Source organism: Mesorhizobium sp. f-mel, assembly GCF_053850215.1.
In genome coordinates this window covers 1-14,412 of sequence record NZ_JBSPTO010000016.1, presented here as the reverse complement: position 1 = coordinate 14,412, position 14,412 = coordinate 1, and the positions used below count along the sequence as shown (strand labels likewise).

17 protein-coding genes and 1 pseudogene are annotated in these 14,412 nt (G+C 62.6%); 13 read left to right on the top strand and 5 right to left on the bottom strand.

All coding sequences use genetic code 11. The features are described 5' to 3' along the window. Positions 1–46 precede the first annotated feature (46 nt). A complete protein-coding gene (locus tag ACWUKX_RS19410) occupies positions 47–661 on the top strand; it encodes a TetR family transcriptional regulator (RefSeq protein WP_455837747.1) in 615 nt (204 codons plus the stop codon). On the opposite strand, the gene ACWUKX_RS19405 is transcribed toward ACWUKX_RS19410, so the two are convergent. Both ACWUKX_RS19405 and ACWUKX_RS19400 read right to left on the bottom strand, forming a co-directional pair. Next, the gene (locus tag ACWUKX_RS19405; protein WP_456008469.1) at positions 658–975 is read right to left on the bottom strand and encodes a hypothetical protein; all 318 of its coding nucleotides are present in this window, start codon (positions 973–975) and stop codon (positions 658–660) included. The genes ACWUKX_RS19410 and ACWUKX_RS19405 overlap by 4 nt on opposite strands. Further along, the gene (locus ACWUKX_RS19400; RefSeq protein ID WP_456008468.1) at positions 972–1,571 is read right to left on the bottom strand and encodes a TetR/AcrR family transcriptional regulator; all 600 of its coding nucleotides are present in this window, start codon (positions 1,569–1,571) and stop codon (positions 972–974) included. Before ACWUKX_RS19400 ends, ACWUKX_RS19405 begins: the two co-directional genes overlap by 4 nt. Before the next feature lie 122 nt (positions 1,572–1,693). Here ACWUKX_RS19400 and ACWUKX_RS19395 point away from each other — a divergent pair, with 122 nt between their 5' ends. Next, positions 1,694–2,152 carry a nuclear transport factor 2 family protein gene (locus ACWUKX_RS19395; protein ID WP_455837749.1) on the top strand — a complete coding sequence of 153 codons (459 nt, stop codon included), beginning with the start codon at positions 1,694–1,696 and terminating at the stop codon, positions 2,150–2,152. Positions 2,153–2,263: 111 nt separating this feature from the next. On the opposite strand, the pseudogene ACWUKX_RS19390 reads toward ACWUKX_RS19395, so the two are convergent. Further along, positions 2,264–2,477 (bottom strand): annotated as a pseudogene (locus tag ACWUKX_RS19390) (TetR/AcrR family transcriptional regulator); the annotation flags it as partial. 103 nt (positions 2,478–2,580) lie between these two features. Between ACWUKX_RS19390 and ACWUKX_RS19385 the strand changes: the two are divergent. After that, the gene (locus tag ACWUKX_RS19385) at positions 2,581–3,006 is read left to right on the top strand and encodes a hypothetical protein (RefSeq protein WP_456008466.1); all 426 of its coding nucleotides are present in this window, start codon (positions 2,581–2,583) and stop codon (positions 3,004–3,006) included. Positions 3,007–3,076: 70 nt separating this feature from the next. On the opposite strand, the gene ACWUKX_RS19380 is transcribed toward ACWUKX_RS19385, so the two are convergent. Further along, entirely contained in the window at positions 3,077–4,036 is a 960-nt protein-coding gene (locus ACWUKX_RS19380; RefSeq protein WP_127209840.1) for a LysR family transcriptional regulator, read from the bottom strand. Between the two features lie 123 nt (positions 4,037–4,159). Here ACWUKX_RS19380 and ACWUKX_RS19375 point away from each other — a divergent pair, with 123 nt between their 5' ends. The 10 genes from ACWUKX_RS19375 (at position 4,160) to gph (ending at position 14,150) form a co-directional block, all read left to right on the top strand. After that, positions 4,160–5,206: a class 1 fructose-bisphosphatase gene (locus tag ACWUKX_RS19375; protein WP_029350350.1), complete on the top strand. Its 1,047-nt coding sequence runs from the start codon at positions 4,160–4,162 to the stop codon at positions 5,204–5,206. Between the two features lie 5 nt (positions 5,207–5,211). Next, positions 5,212–6,084 carry a phosphoribulokinase gene (locus tag ACWUKX_RS19370; protein WP_065010922.1) on the top strand — a complete coding sequence of 291 codons (873 nt, stop codon included), beginning with the start codon at positions 5,212–5,214 and terminating at the stop codon, positions 6,082–6,084. 10 nt (positions 6,085–6,094) lie between these two features. After that, complete coding sequence (tkt, locus tag ACWUKX_RS19365; protein ID WP_456008465.1) at positions 6,095–8,116, top strand: transketolase; 2,022 nt, start codon at positions 6,095–6,097, stop codon at positions 8,114–8,116. Between the two features lie 12 nt (positions 8,117–8,128). Further along, positions 8,129–9,208: a class II fructose-bisphosphate aldolase gene (gene fba, locus ACWUKX_RS19360; RefSeq protein ID WP_128341945.1), complete on the top strand. Its 1,080-nt coding sequence runs from the start codon at positions 8,129–8,131 to the stop codon at positions 9,206–9,208. 21 nt (positions 9,209–9,229) lie between these two features. Continuing rightward, positions 9,230–10,723: a ribulose-bisphosphate carboxylase large subunit gene (locus tag ACWUKX_RS19355; protein WP_127209844.1), complete on the top strand. Its 1,494-nt coding sequence runs from the start codon at positions 9,230–9,232 to the stop codon at positions 10,721–10,723. 18 nt (positions 10,724–10,741) lie between these two features. Continuing rightward, positions 10,742–11,176: a ribulose bisphosphate carboxylase small subunit gene (locus tag ACWUKX_RS19350; RefSeq protein WP_065010919.1), complete on the top strand. Its 435-nt coding sequence runs from the start codon at positions 10,742–10,744 to the stop codon at positions 11,174–11,176. Between the two features lie 8 nt (positions 11,177–11,184). Continuing rightward, the gene (gene cbbX, locus ACWUKX_RS19345) at positions 11,185–12,123 is read left to right on the top strand and encodes a CbbX protein (RefSeq protein ID WP_095518892.1); all 939 of its coding nucleotides are present in this window, start codon (positions 11,185–11,187) and stop codon (positions 12,121–12,123) included. Positions 12,124–12,185: 62 nt separating this feature from the next. Next, a complete protein-coding gene (rpe, locus tag ACWUKX_RS19340) occupies positions 12,186–12,872 on the top strand; it encodes a ribulose-phosphate 3-epimerase (protein ID WP_065010917.1) in 687 nt (228 codons plus the stop codon). A 22-nt stretch (positions 12,873–12,894) separates the two neighbouring features. Continuing rightward, positions 12,895–13,452, top strand: coding sequence for a thioredoxin family protein (locus ACWUKX_RS19335; protein WP_456008464.1), 558 nt, complete (start codon positions 12,895–12,897; stop codon positions 13,450–13,452). Continuing rightward, positions 13,449–14,150, top strand: coding sequence for a phosphoglycolate phosphatase (gph, locus tag ACWUKX_RS19330; protein WP_456008462.1), 702 nt, complete (start codon positions 13,449–13,451; stop codon positions 14,148–14,150). The genes ACWUKX_RS19335 and gph overlap by 4 nt, the downstream gene beginning before the upstream one ends. 129 nt (positions 14,151–14,279) lie before the next feature. On the opposite strand, the gene ACWUKX_RS19325 is transcribed toward gph, so the two are convergent. After that, on the bottom strand, positions 14,280–14,412 hold a 133-nt coding region (locus ACWUKX_RS19325; RefSeq protein ID WP_456008564.1), incomplete at its 5' end, for a c-type cytochrome.

Below are 14,412 nucleotides of genomic sequence, written 5' to 3'. Positions count from 1 at the left end.
TGATCGTCCAGGGCGAGCCCGGCAGTCATCAGTTCTGGAGACATTTATGAATCGTCCGGTCCGAACGCGAACTGATCCCGACGAGATGCGCGCACGCATCCTGGAGGTCGCGGAGGAGCACTTCCGCCGCATCGGCCACCACAAGACGTCGGTGGCCGACATCGCCTCCGAGATCGGCATGAGCCCGGCGAACGTCTACCGTTTCTTCGCCTCCAAGGGTGCGATCAACGAGTCCATCTATGGACGTGTCGTGAACGAGGTCGCTGAGATCGCCTTTGCGATCGCATGCACGAACGCGACAGCCTCGGAAAAACTCGACCGACTCCTGACCGCTATTCACCACCACAACAAGACGAAACTGATCAAGGAAAAGCGCATGCACGACATGATTGTCGACGCCATGCAGGCGAACTCGGCGATCATCAAAGCGCATATCGAGGGGATGGTGACAATCTTCGAGGCGATCATCCGCGAGGGCATCGAAGCGGGCGAATTCATCGTCGAAGATCCCGCGGAAGCGGCGCGTGCGATCAAGACCGCGTTCACGCCGTTCTTCCACCCGATTCTGATCGAGCACAGCGTTCAACACGGCGAAGACACCGAAGCGGGCCTGCGCGAGCAGATTCGCTTTATTCTGAAGGCTCTCGGCAAGTCGGACTAGGCGGCCTGGGAAGGCGGCTGCCAGCACATCTCAAAGCCACCAGGCGTTTCGAGCGCATGCGTCTGCGCGAATTCCAGCTCGCAGTAATCGCCCACGACATCAGACTTGATGGATATGAGAAGCAGCGGCCCGCAGCCTATCGCCGACGCGTCGAATGGTTCGGTCCGGCTGTGGGTCCTTACCGGCAGCTCTGCGCTTCCGCAGCGGATGCTGCCGTCCGCCAGCCTCGCAACGAGCTCGAGCCCGGTGCAGTCCGCCAGCTCGGCGATTGAGCCTGTCGCGCTGCGCGCTTCGCTCGCAGAATCCATCGTCATTGGCGCGGTCCTTGCTGGGCATCGCCCGCAGACGACGCAATCAGCACGCTCTCGGCCGCCGCTTGCAGGAACCGCTTCGACAGCCGCTCGTCGTTGACAGCCCGCGAGAGGACTACCGCGCCGACCATGGTCGAGAGAATGGCCATGGCCTTGCCACTGGGCTCCTCGCCGTCGCCAACCCAATTACCGAGGATTTCGAGATGCTCCCTGATCCCGGCTTCGAACGACGCTTTCACGTCGCTGCCCTGTCTGGCAGCATCCGAACCGAGCGCGACAATCGGGCAGCCGTCCATCCTTTCTCCGCGATGGTCCATACTGAGGTAGAACGCGATCACCGCGCCAAGCGGATCCTCAGGATTGGCCGCAGTCGCGGCTGACCACCGGAGTGTGGCGCTCTCCATCGCCCGCCTGGACGCCTGCGCCGCCAGATCGTCCTTGGATGCGAACTGCTTGTAAAACGCGCCCTGGGTCAGCCCCGCAGCCTCCATCAGGTCCTTAAGGCCGATGCCGTCAAACCCGCGCTCCCGAAAAAGCCGGCTTGCCACATTGATCACGGTTTCGCGGTTTTCCGCCGCCTGAATGCGACTCACACGCATCGTCATCTCCTAAATTAGCTTGCGTTCGACATCTATAGCAGATATAGAGTGCGAACGCAATCCAATTTGGCTGCGCACGGGTGCCCGCGATCACGCCATCGAAAATTTGGAGGAGAGGTCAAATGCTATACAGTTATTTTGTCGAGAAATCGATCCGGGAGAGCTTCGACCACGTCAACAAACATCGCTGGGATGAGGCGGTGAAAGCACTCGTGCCGCATGTCCATCACCGCGTTTCCGGCACCCATGCGCTTGGTGGTGAGCGCCACGACAAAGAAGCCGTGCGCCGATGGTTTGAGCGCCTCGGCCGCGTCCTGCCCAATCTCCATCTTACGGTCAACCACGTCTGGGTGAAGGGCTGGCCGTGGCATACCACCGTGTTCGCCCAGTGGGACGGCACCGCGACGCTGCTCAACGGCGACGCGTCCTACGTCAACAGCGGTCTCCACGTGTTCACCCTGCGATGGGGCAAGGTCTATGCCCTCGAGGAATTCTACGATTCACAAGCAGCAGCCCGCGGTCTTGCCGCCCAAGCGGCAACTGGCCTCGAAGAAGCTGTTGCCGAACCAATTGTAGGCTAGCAGAAGCGCAGTCGGCGGCCGCATCGTAACCGCGGGTACGCTAGCCCGTGGCCATGCCGGGCATCGCCCGCAGACGACCCCATTAGCACGCTCTCAGCGGCCGCTTGCAGGAACCGCTTCGACAGCGCTCGTCGTTGACGGTCCGCGAGACCACCGGCGGGTGGCGCTCTCCATCGCCCGCCTCGATGCCTGCACCGCCAGATCGTCCTTGGAGGCGAACTGCTTGTAGAACGCGCCCTGGGTCAGCCCGGCACCTAAGGCCGATGCCGTCAAAGCCGCGCTCCCGAAAAAGCCCGCTTGCCACATTGATCACGGTTTCGCGGATTTCCGCAGCGCCTCACAGGCATCATTATTTTTCATTTTTAGATTGCATTCGTAATCTAACCTCTATAGAGTTCGAACGCAATCTAAAAAGAAGGAGATACGAGATGATCCGCAAAACCCTGAGCGCCTCGGTTTTGGCCGCGCTGTTTCTTGCCGCCCCGGCATTTGCCGAGGAAGCCACCATAGGACGCCCGATCGAAGGCGGCAGCCTGCACGAGGGACACCTCGACATGGTCGTCTATTACGTCCCGGCCGAGGGCGACCTCCTGGAGGTCACCGCCACCTTCGCGCCGAAGATCGGCGGCGATCCGCAGCGCGTCGTCATGGGCCTTGCCGACGGCGATTCCGTGGCCTTTTCGATGCCGGGCCACCGCGGCCCGCTCTACGCGTTCTCGCGGTCCGGCGATGAGGTGACGGTGTCGTCCGAGACCGACGTGCACCTGCGAGCCGACGCCAATGCACTGACCCGTCCTGCAGACGGCAGCCTGCGTGCTGCTGGCCGAGAGCTCGCGTCCGTGGGGCCGATGTAAAGGTCAAACGTAACTTGAGAGCGACGAGGGCCATCGTTTGTCTGAAGGGTTTGCCCTGGGGCCGCGCGCCCTAACTCGCGCGACCTCTAGTGTTCGGTTCTTCGTGCGGATAGAGCTTGCCGAACAGGGGCAGGTACATCGCGCCTTTGCGCATCAGGAAGTCGTGGAACGTCGCCATGGCAGGCGAGATCGCGTGATCGCTGCGCATCACCGAAAACCATTGCCGGCGGATCGGCATGCCGACAACGTCGAGGATGACCAGCCGGCCGGCTTCGGTTTCGGCGGCGATGGTGTGGGCAGAGATGAAGGCAATGCCGAGCCCGGCCATCACCGCCTGCTTGATCGTCTCGTTCGAGTCCATCTCGACGCCGAGATCGTCGATGCGGCCGGGCACGTCGCTTAGGAATATCTCCAGCGAGATGCGCGTGCCGGAGCCGGGCTCGCGAATGAGGAAATGCTCCTCGGCGATCCGCTCCTTGGATATCTCGCGTGCCGAGGCCAGCGGGTGGTCGGGCGGCGCGATGATGACCAGCGGGTGATCGCCGAAGACCGAGGCACGGACCGGGACTTCCTTCGCCGGGCGTCCCATCAGCGCGATGTCGATGTCGTGGTTCTTCAGACTGTCGATCGTTTCGGCGCGGTTGCCGATGGCAAGCCGCATGTCGATGTCGGGATGCTCCTTCATGAAGCCGGCCATGAGCCGCGGCGCGAAATATTTGGCGGTGGAAACGACGCCCAGCCTCAAGCTGCCGATGCGCACGCCCTTGATCGCATCCATCCTGTCTTCGAGCAGGCGAAGCCGCTCTTCGATCGCCTGCGCCGTCTCGACGAAGGCCAGACCTGCGGCAGTGGGACGCATGCCGTCCGACGTCCGGTCGAACAAGGCCAGTTGGAACTCCTCCTCGACTTGCCGCAATTGGATCGTCAGCGCTGGAGGAGACAGGCCTAACGCCTTGGCCGCGCTGACGATTTTTCCATGGCTGATGATTGCCTGAACTGTCTTGAATTGCTTGAGCGTGAGGTTTCTCATGCGACACACTAAAATTTTTTTAGTGTAGAAGTAAAGTTATTGAATTTTACTTATCCGGTGGTGTTTGTTCTCATTCCCCTGTCCGGCCGACCCGAGGAGAGGCGGCTGGATCGGGAGGTTACGATGCCAGCGGCAACGCTCGATGCTTTTCTGAATTCCTATCTCGGCCCGCCGGACGAGCTGCGCTCCGCGGTGGTGGCGACTGTCCGCCAGCTGACGCAGGCCGCTACCAATATCCGCAACACCATCAATCAAGGGGTGCTTGGCACCGCCTTTGCCGGGACCCGCGGCGCCAATGCCGATGGCGACATCCAGAAGGATCTCGACATCTTCGCCGACGACATCTTCCTCGACGCCATGCGCCACGCTCCGGTCGCGCTCTACGCCTCCGAGGAACTGGAGCAGCCGGTCCTGCTCGACAGGCAAGCGCCTCTCGCCATCGCCATCGACCCGCTCGACGGCTCCTCCAACATCGACACCAACGTGTCGATCGGAACGATCTTCTCGCTCCTCCCTGCAACTGGCGCGCCGGACGAAAATCCGGCCGCCTCTTTTTTGCAGGCAGGCGTGAACCAGCTGGGTGCCGGTTTCTTCATCTACGGGCCGCAGCTGGCGCTGGTTCTGTCGCTCGGCAGCGGTACGCATGTCTTCGTCCTCTCGACCAGGCTCGGCACCTTCGTCCAGGCCTACGAGAGCCGGATCATCCCGCAGCGCACCCAGGAGTTCGCCATCAACGCCGCCAACTACCGGCATTGGGACGAGGCAGTGCGGCTCTACATCGACGACTGCCTCGAAGGCACCGAAGGCCCACGAGAGAAGGAGTTCAACATGCGCTGGATCGCCTCCCTGGTCGCCGACTGCTATCGCATATTGATGCGCGGCGGCGTATTCCTGTATCCAGGCGACAAGCGCAAGGGTTATCGCCAGGGACGGCTGCGCCTCGTCTACGAGGCCAACCCGATTGCCTATCTCATCGAACAGGCGGCCGGTGCCGCTACCGATACGATCACCCGCATCCTCGAAATCGAACCCGAGAGCTTGCACCAGCGCGTCCCCGTGGTGTTCGGATCGGCGCGGGAAGTCGCGCGCATCACCCGCTATCACACCGAGCCCAGCGCCATCGGCGAGCGTGCGCCGCTGTTCAGCCGCCGCGGCCTGTTCAGGGCTTGAGCATCATGTCGGCAAAGCACCCCATCATCACCATCACCGGGTCGTCGGGCGCAGGCACCACCTCGGTCAAGCGCATCTTCGATCTGATCTTCCGGCGCGAGAATATCGAGGCCGCCTTCATCGAGGGCGACGCTTTCCACCGCTACGACCGTGCCACGATGAAGGTGAAGGTGGCCGAGGAGGAGAAGGCGGGCAATCCGAACTTCACCCACTTCAATGCCGCGGCCAACGAACTCGGAATCCTCGAAGAGGTGTTTGAGGAATATGGCCGCCGGGGAACCGGAAAGACCCGCACCTACATCCATGACGAAGACGAGGAGAAGCAGTACGGCACGCCGCCGGGACAATTTACCGAATGGCGCGAATTCCCGCCGAGCGATCTGCTCTTCTACGAGGGCCTGCATGGCTGCGTCGTCACCGACAAGATCAACCTGGCCAGGCACGCTGACCTCAAGATCGGCGTGGTGCCGGTCATAAATCTCGAATGGATCCAGAAGATCCATCGCGACCGGGCAACGCGCGGCTATTCCACCGAGGCGGTGATGGACGTGATCCTGCGCCGCATGCCGGACTATGTCCGCTACATCGTCCCGCAGTTCTCGCAGACCGCCATCAACTTCCAGCGCGTGCCGATCGTCGACACGTCCAACCCATTCATCGCGCGCTGGATTCCGACGCCCGACGAATCGATGCTGGTGATCCGCTTCGCCAACCCCCGCGGCATCGATTTCCCCTACCTGCTTTCGATGATCCACGACTCGTTCATGTCGCGGCCGAATTCCATAGTGGTACCAGGCAACAAGCTCGACCTTGCCATGCAGCTGATCCTGACGCCGCTCATCCTGCAATTGATCGAACGCAAGAACCGTGTGTCGTGAGGAGGACGCCATGAACAGCCAAGCAGCAGCATTGAAACCCGTCGCCGCCGTCTCGGAGCGCGACATGGCGAATGCCATTCGGGCACTGGCGATGGACAGCGTCCAAAAGGCCAATTCCGGTCATCCTGGCATGCCGATGGGCATGGCCGATGTGGCGACGGTACTGTTCAGCCGCTTCATAAATATCGATCCGTCGGCGCCCGACTGGCCCGATCGCGACCGCTTCGTGCTTTCGGCCGGGCACGGCTCGATGCTGCAATATGCGCTGCATTTCCTGCTCGGCTACGACGACATGCCGATCGAGGAATTGCAGCGGTTTCGTCAGCTGGGCAGCCGTACCGCCGGACATCCGGAATATGGCCATGCGCTTGGCATCGAGACGACGACCGGTCCGCTTGGACAAGGCGTTTCGACCGCCGTCGGCATGGCGCTGGCCGAACGCATGCTTGCTGCCCGCCACGGCGCCGATCTCGTCGACCATTTCACCTATGTGATCGCCGGCGACGGCTGCCTGCAGGAAGGCATCAGCCATGAGGCGATCGACCTTGCCGGTCACCTGAAGCTCTCCCGGCTGATCGTCTTCTGGGACGACAATTCGATTTCGATCGACGGACCGACTTCGCTGTCGACATCGATGGACCAGGCGGCCCGGTTCAAAGCCGCCGGATGGCATGTCCAATCGGTGGACGGCCACGACACGGAAGCTGTTGGAGCGGCAATCGAAGCGGCGCAGCAGTCTGACCGGCCGTCGCTGATCGCCTGCCGCACGGTAATCGGCAAGGGCGCGCCCAATCTGGGCGGCTCGGAAAAGACACATGGCGCACCGCTGGGCGATGCAGAGATCGCCGCGACGCGCGAAAACATCGGCTGGGCCTACGCGCCGTTCGAGGTGCCGGACGACATCCTGTTCGCCTGGCGCGAGATTGCCGAGCGCGGGCAAGCGGCGCGGCGCGCCTGGGAGCAGCGGCTTGCCGCCTCGCCTCAGCGCCAGGCCCTCGAGAGCGCGGTCGCCGGCAACCTGCCCGACACGGTCTTCGAAGCGCTCGGCGCTTTCCGCAAGGAGCATGTCGAGAAGGCGACCAAGGTTGCAACGCGAAAAGCCTCCGAAATGGCGCTCGGCGCAATCAACGCCGCGACCGACCTGACAGTCGGCGGCTCCGCCGATCTGACGCATTCGAACCTGACGATCACCAAGGGCATGGATCGCATAGCGCCGGATGACTATGCCGGCCGTTACATTCACTACGGCATCCGTGAGCACGGCATGGCCGCGGCCATGAACGGAATCGCGCTGCATGGCGGCTTCGTGCCTTATGGCGGCACGTTCCTGTGTTTCGCCGACTATGCGCGCGGCGCGATGCGGCTCTCGGCGCTCATGGGCCAGCGCGTTATCTATGTGATGACGCATGATTCCATCGGGCTCGGCGAGGACGGCCCGACCCACCAGCCGGTCGAGCACCTGGCGATGCTACGGGCGACGCCGAACCTCAACGTCTTCCGGCCGGCCGACATCATCGAAACGGCGGAGTGCTGGGAACTGGCGCTGAAGAGCAAGAACCGGCCGAGCGTGCTGGTGCTCTCGCGCCAGAACCTGCCGATGCTGCGCCAAGCACACAGCGACGAGCCACACAGCGACGAGAACCGGTCGAGCCAGGGCGCCTACATCCTGCGCGAGCCAGCCGAGCACCGCGCCGTGACCCTGATCGCCACCGGCTCGGAGGTCGAGATTGCCGTTGCCGCCGCCGAACGGCTGGAAACCGAACACCGCATCGCCGCCGCGGTCGTCTCGATGCCATGCTGGGAGCTCTTCGAGGAACAGGATGCGGACTACCGCAAGGCCGTCCTCGGCTCGGCGCCGCGCATTGCCATCGAAGCCGCGGCGCGGCTCGGCTGGGATCGCTGGATCGGCGACACCGGCGCTTTCGTCGGCATGGCCGGTTTCGGCGCCAGCGCCCCTGCCCCGGATCTCTACCGGCATTTCGACATCACGCCCGAAGCCGTCGCCGCAGCGACGCTGAAGCTCATCATCTAGGAGGACCCGATAATGGCCCGCATCACCCTTCGCCAGCTTCTCGACCATGCCGCCGAGCACGGCTATGGCGTGCCCGCATTCAACATCAACAACATGGAACAGGGCCTCGCCATCATGGAGGCGGCCAAGGCCTGCGACGCGCCGGTCATTATCCAGGCGTCGCGCGGCGCCCGCTCCTATGCCAACGACATCATGCTGGCCAAGATGATGGAGGCGTTGACCGAAATGCATCCGGCCATTCCGCTATGCATCCATCAGGATCACGGCAACAACGAAGCCACCTGCCTTTCGGCGATCCGCCACGGCTTCACCTCGGTGATGATGGACGGGTCATTGATGGCGGACGCCAAGACGCCGGCGAGCTACGATTACAACGTCGCCATCACCGAACGTGTCGCACGCATGGCGCATTGGGTCGGCGCTTCCGTCGAAGGCGAGCTCGGCGTGCTCGGCTCGCTGGAAACCGGCCAGGGCGAGGCCGAGGATGGCCATGGCGCCGAAGGTGCGCTTTCCCACGACCAGCTTTTGACCGATCCCGATCAGGCGGTCGACTTTGTCACCGCCACCCAGGTCGACGCGCTGGCGATCGCCTGCGGCACTTCGCATGGCGCCTACAAATTCAGCCGCAAGCCGGACGGCGGCATCCTGGCTATGCAGGTGATCGAGGCGATCCACGAAAAGCTGCCCAACACGCATCTGGTCATGCATGGTTCTTCCTCGGTGCCGCAGGAACTACAGGACATCATCAACAAATATGGCGGCGAGATGCCCCAGACCTTTGGCGTTCCGGTCGAAGAGATCGAGCGCGGCATCCGCTACGGCGTGCGCAAGGTCAACATCGACACCGATTGCCGCATGGCCATGGCCGGGCAGTTCCGCCGCATCGCTACGGAGGACCCGCGCGAATTCGATCCGCGCAAATTCCTGAAACCCGCCATGGACGCCTTGCGCGATCTTTGCCGCGATCGCTTCGAACGCTTCGGCACAGCGGGCAACGCCTCGAAGATCAGGGTTATCGCCATGGACGAGATGGCCAAACGTTACGCCGCGGGAAAGCTCGACCCGCAAATCGCAACCGCGAAAGCCGCCTGAGCGGCAAACAGGAGACCTGTTATGAACAAGATCGACATGCCGTCAGCAGGCACCCTCAAGGAAGGCAAGGAGCGCTACAAGTCGGGCGTCATACCCTACAAGAAGATGGGTTACTGGGAGCCGGACTACCGGCCCAAGGAAACCGACCTGATCGCCATGTTTCGGATCACGCCGCAGCCCGGCGTCGACCACGAGGAGGCGGCCGCCGCCATCGCCGGTGAATCCTCTACCGCGACATGGACCGTGGTGTGGACCGACAGGCTGACCGCCTGCGAGCTCTACCGCGCCAAGGCGTTCAGATCCGAGCCGGTGCCGAACACAGGTCCCGGCACCAAGACCGAGCAACAGTACTTCGCCTACATCGCCTACGACCTCGACCTGTTCGAGCCGGGCTCAATCGCCAACCTGACTGCATCGATCATCGGCAACGTGTTCGGCTTCAAGGCAGTCAAGGCCTTGCGGCTCGAGGACATGCGCATCCCGGTGGCTTACCTCAAAACCTTCCAGGGCCCGGCGACCGGCATCGTGGTGGAACGCGAGCGGCTCGACAAGTTCGGCCGGCCGCTGCTCGGCGCGACGACGAAGCCGAAGCTTGGCCTGTCAGGCCGCAACTACGGCCGCGTCGTCTACGAGGCGCTGAAGGGTGGCCTCGACTTCGTCAAGGACGACGAGAACATCAACTCGCAGCCCTTCATGCACTGGCGCGACCGCTTCCTCTACTGCATGGAGGCTGTGAACAAGGCCTCGGCCGCTACCGGCGAAGTCAAGGGCCATTATCTCAACGTCACCGCCGGCACGATGGAGGAGATGTACGAGCGCGCCGAATTCGCAAAACAGCTTGGCTCCTGCATCATCATGATCGACCTCGTCATTGGCTACACGGCGATCCAGTCGATGGCCAAATGGGCACGCCGCAACGACATGATCCTGCACCTGCACCGCGCCGGCAACTCGACCTATTCGCGCCAGAAGAACCACGGCATGAATTTTCGCGTCATCTGCAAATGGATGCGGATGGCCGGCGTCGATCACATCCATGCCGGCACCGTGGTCGGCAAGCTGGAAGGCGACCCGCTGATGATCAAGGGTTTTTATGACACGCTGCGCGAGGAGCGCACGCCGCAGAACCTCGAAACCGGGCTGTTCTTCGATCAGGAGTGGGCCTCGCTCAACAAGGTGATGCCCGTTGCCTCGGGCGGCATCCATGCCGGCCAGATGCACCAGCTGATCCATTATCTCGGCGAGGACGTCATCCTGCAGTTCGGCGGCGGCACGATCGGCCATCCGGACGGCATCCAGGCCGGCGCGACGGCCAATCGCGTCGCGTTGGAGGCGATGATCCTCGCCCGCAACGAGGGCCGCGACTATCTGCGCGAAGGGACCAAAATCCTCGAACAGGCGGCCAGATGGTGCACGCCGCTGAAGGCGGCCCTGGAGACCTGGAAGGACGTCACCTTCAACTACGAATCGACCGACACGGCCGACTTCGTGCCAACCGCAACGCCCAGCTTCTAGACGAAAGGAACCGTCGCCATGATGACCAATCCGGGAAACAAGGTCACGCAGGGACAGTTTTCGTTCCTGCCCGACCTGACCGATGAGCAGATTTCGGCGCAGATCAAATACGCGCTAAAAAACCACTGGGCGGTCAGCGTCGAGTACACGGACGATCCGCATCCGCGAAACACCTATTGGGAAATGTACGGCAACCCGATGTTCGACCTGAAGGACCCGGCGGGCATCCTGCTTGAAGTCAACAGCTGCCGGAAAGCCATGCCCAACATGTATGTCCGGGTCACCGCCTTCGATTCGACCAAGGGCTGGGAAGCGCCACGCATGTCGTTCATCGTCAACCGGCCGCCCAACGAACCCGGGTTCCGGCTGCTGCGCCAGGAGCGCGACGGCCGCAGCCAGGGTTATTCGATCGTGCCTTATGCGACCGACAGGCCCGAAGGCGAGCGGAGCTAGCCGAAACCATGCTGGACGCGATAGCAAAGGGCGCTGCCGCGCAGGACGAATCGGTTGATCTGCAGGCCGAGTTCGAGGCGTCTAACATCGACGAGGTGATGGACAAGCTCGACCGCGAACTCGTTGGCCTGAAGCCCATCAAGACCCGCATCCGCGAGATCGCGGCGCTGCTCCTGGTCGACCGGCTTCGCCGCAAATTCGGCCTGACCTCGGGCGCGCCGACGCTGCACATGAACTTTACGGGAAATCCCGGCACCGGGAAGACCACCGTGGCGCTCAGGATGGCCGAAATCCTGCATCGTCTCGGCTATGTCCGCGAAGGCCATATGGTCGCGGTGACGCGAGACGATCTCGTCGGCCAGTATGTCGGCCACACCGCGCCCAAAACCCGCGAAGTGATCAAGCGCGCCATGGGCGGGGTGCTTTTCATCGACGAGGCCTACTATCTCTACAAGCCCGAGAACGAACGCGACTACGGCCAGGAATCGATCGAAATCCTGCTGCAATGCATGGAAAACAACCGTGACGACCTGGTCGTGATTCTTGCCGGTTACAAGAACAAGATGGACCGCTTCTTCGACAGCAATCCCGGCATGCGCTCGCGCATCGCCCACCACCTAGATTTTCCCGACTACGGCGTCAGCGAACTCAAATCGATCGCCGAGATCATGCTGGCGGAACAGAATTACCGTCTCAGCGAGGCGGCGGCCAAGGCGCTCGAGGAGTATCTCCCGATACGCATGCGGCTGCCGCATTTCTCCAACGCCCGCTCGGTCCGCAATGGGCTCGACCGGGCGCGGCTTCGCCAGGCCAACCGGCTTTTCGCGTCGCGCGACCGGGCGTTGACGAAAACCGACCTTATCACCATTGAAGAATCCGATATTCGCGGCAGCCGCGTGTTCGCGGAAGGTAAGCTCGAAGGCGAACCGGAGACGAAGGCGCGCTGACAAGATGACGCCGGTTGGTGTGCAGCGACCGGAAACGGTAGACAGAATGGGAGCCGACGACCATGGGTACTAAGACAATCATCGCGCCCTCGGTGCTTTCTGCGGATTTCTCGCGGCTCGGCGACGAGGTCGAAACGGTCGTCCGGGCGGGTGCCGACTGGATCCATCTCGACGTGATGGACGGCCATTTCGTGCCCAACATCACCTTCGGCCCGCCGGTGATCAAGGCGATCCGCGACCGAACGGACAAGATCTTCGACTGCCATCTGATGATCGCGCCGGCCGATGCATATCTCGCCGCCTTCGCCGATGCCGGCTGCGACATCATCACGGTTCATGCCGAGGCCGGGCCGCATCTCGATCGTTCGCTGCAGGCGATCAGGAATCTTGGCAAGAAGGCCGGCGTATCGCTGAACCCGTCGACGCCGGAAAGTGTCATCGAATATGTGCTCGACCGGCTCGATCTGGTGCTTCTGATGACAGTCAATCCGGGTTTCGGCGGCCAGGCTTTCATTCCGGCGGTCGTCGACAAGGTCAGGCGGATCAAGGCACTGATCGGCAACCGCCCGATCGACATCGAGATCGACGGCGGCGTCACGCCCGAAACCGCGCCCCTGGTCACCGCGGCCGGCGCCAATGTGCTGGTTGCCGGCTCGGCCATTTTCAAGGGTGGCACCGAGGCTGCCTATCGCGCCAATATCGGCGCCATCAGACAGGCAGCCGACGGGGCGATCCGGAAAGCCGCGTAAAACCATTTCATCGGAGGGCAACATGGGGGCGATCCCACCTGTCTGCGATTTCGGCTGGCAAGCCATCGATGCCGTTTTGCCCGGCATCGACGGCAAATCGCACTCGATCTTCAGCCACGCCGGCCCGAACGGGCTGGTCGTAGCCTTCATCTGCAACCACTGCCCTTATGTGAAGGCGGTGATTTCACGCGTCGTCCGCGATGCCAACGATCTCAAGCCCGAAGGCATCGGCTTTGTCGCGATCAATTCCAACGATGCCGACGCCTATCCGGATGATTCCTTCGACAACATGAAGCTCTTCGCCAGGACGAACGGCTTCACTTTCCCCTACCTCCACGACGAGCGCCAGACCGTGGCGCGTGGCTATGGAGCCGTTTGCACTCCGGATTTCTTCGGGCTCAACAGCGAGTTGACGCTGCAATATCGCGGCCGGCTGGACGCAGCGCGACGCGACGCCGGACCGCCCGGGTTGAGACGCGACCTGTTCGAGGCGATGAAGCAAATTGCCCGAACCGGCGACGGGCCGCTCGACCAGATCGCTTCGATCGGCTGCTCGATCAAGTGGAAGGACGCCGCATGAACGTCGGCCTGGGTAGGCGGTTTCGATCGTCGAAAGCGATCCTGTTCGATCTCGACGGCACGCTGGTCGATTCGGCGCCTGATATAACGGCCGCAGTCAACGAGTTGCTGGCCGGCCGCGATCTGCCGCCGCTGCGCCTGGAACAGGTTAAGGCCATGATCGGCGGCGGCGTCAGGAAACTGGTCGAGCGAGCCTTCACCGCTTCCGGTACGCCGCTCCTCGGCAGCGCGCTTGACGAGGCCAACCGCGTCATGGCGCCGATCTACCGCAGACATCTCACCGGCCTGACGACGCTGATGCCTGGCGTCCGGGAGGTTCTCACCCACTTCCACTTGAGCGGAATAGCCATGGGCGTGGTGACCAACAAGCCGCAGTTGGCGGCTCGCGAAATCCTGCTGCATTTTGGGCTGACGGAACACCTTGGCGCGATCGTTGGCGGAGACGCGGTGACATACCTGAAACCGGCGCCCGACGCTCTGCTGCTCGCGCTCGACCAGCTTCAGGTCGAACCTCGTGACGCGCTGATGGTCGGAGACAGCGGCGCCGACGTGGCTGCCGCGCGCGCCGCCGGCATGCCCATCATTCTGCTGCGTGGCGGCTACACCCAAATTCCGGTTGAAGAGCTTGGCGCCGATCTCGTTTGCGATAACCTGTTCGACCTGCCTTCCGCGATGCGCAGGCTGCAAGACGCCGCCTGACCGGCGCCAACCACCAGGCGGGCGCCGGCCGAACGCAGTTTCGAACGGCCGGCGAAGTCGCGTTATTTCCGGGGAAGAACAGGGTTACTTCATGGGGAAGAACCGGGTTATTTCTGCGGAAAAACCGGGTTATTTGGAGAATTGCTTCAGATAGGCGATGACGTTGGCGATATCCTCGTCCTTCTTGAGGCCGGGAAACGCCATCTTCGTACCTTTGATCTTGGCCTTGGGATCGCGAAGGTAGTCTGTCAGCGTGGCTTCG

What these genes read in the sequence shown, in the direction of transcription:
- ACWUKX_RS19410 (WP_455837747.1), top strand. Translation starts at nt 47, where the DNA reads ATGAATCGTCCGGTCCGAACGCGAACTGATCCCGACGAGATGCGCGCA.
- ACWUKX_RS19405 (WP_456008469.1), bottom strand. Translation starts at nt 975, where the DNA reads ATGACGATGGATTCTGCGAGCGAAGCGCGCAGCGCGACAGGCTCAATC.
- ACWUKX_RS19400 (WP_456008468.1), bottom strand. Translation starts at nt 1,571, where the DNA reads ATGCGTGTGAGTCGCATTCAGGCGGCGGAAAACCGCGAAACCGTGATC.
- ACWUKX_RS19395 (WP_455837749.1), top strand. Translation starts at nt 1,694, where the DNA reads ATGCTATACAGTTATTTTGTCGAGAAATCGATCCGGGAGAGCTTCGAC.
- ACWUKX_RS19385 (WP_456008466.1), top strand. Translation starts at nt 2,581, where the DNA reads ATGATCCGCAAAACCCTGAGCGCCTCGGTTTTGGCCGCGCTGTTTCTT.
- ACWUKX_RS19380 (WP_127209840.1), bottom strand. Translation starts at nt 4,036, where the DNA reads ATGAGAAACCTCACGCTCAAGCAATTCAAGACAGTTCAGGCAATCATC.
- ACWUKX_RS19375 (WP_029350350.1), top strand. Translation starts at nt 4,160, where the DNA reads ATGCCAGCGGCAACGCTCGATGCTTTTCTGAATTCCTATCTCGGCCCG.
- ACWUKX_RS19370 (WP_065010922.1), top strand. Translation starts at nt 5,212, where the DNA reads ATGTCGGCAAAGCACCCCATCATCACCATCACCGGGTCGTCGGGCGCA.
- tkt (WP_456008465.1), top strand. Translation starts at nt 6,095, where the DNA reads ATGAACAGCCAAGCAGCAGCATTGAAACCCGTCGCCGCCGTCTCGGAG.
- fba (WP_128341945.1), top strand. Translation starts at nt 8,129, where the DNA reads ATGGCCCGCATCACCCTTCGCCAGCTTCTCGACCATGCCGCCGAGCAC.
- ACWUKX_RS19355 (WP_127209844.1), top strand. Translation starts at nt 9,230, where the DNA reads ATGAACAAGATCGACATGCCGTCAGCAGGCACCCTCAAGGAAGGCAAG.
- ACWUKX_RS19350 (WP_065010919.1), top strand. Translation starts at nt 10,742, where the DNA reads ATGATGACCAATCCGGGAAACAAGGTCACGCAGGGACAGTTTTCGTTC.
- cbbX (WP_095518892.1), top strand. Translation starts at nt 11,185, where the DNA reads ATGCTGGACGCGATAGCAAAGGGCGCTGCCGCGCAGGACGAATCGGTT.
- rpe (WP_065010917.1), top strand. Translation starts at nt 12,186, where the DNA reads ATGGGTACTAAGACAATCATCGCGCCCTCGGTGCTTTCTGCGGATTTC.
- ACWUKX_RS19335 (WP_456008464.1), top strand. Translation starts at nt 12,895, where the DNA reads ATGGGGGCGATCCCACCTGTCTGCGATTTCGGCTGGCAAGCCATCGAT.
- gph (WP_456008462.1), top strand. Translation starts at nt 13,449, where the DNA reads ATGAACGTCGGCCTGGGTAGGCGGTTTCGATCGTCGAAAGCGATCCTG.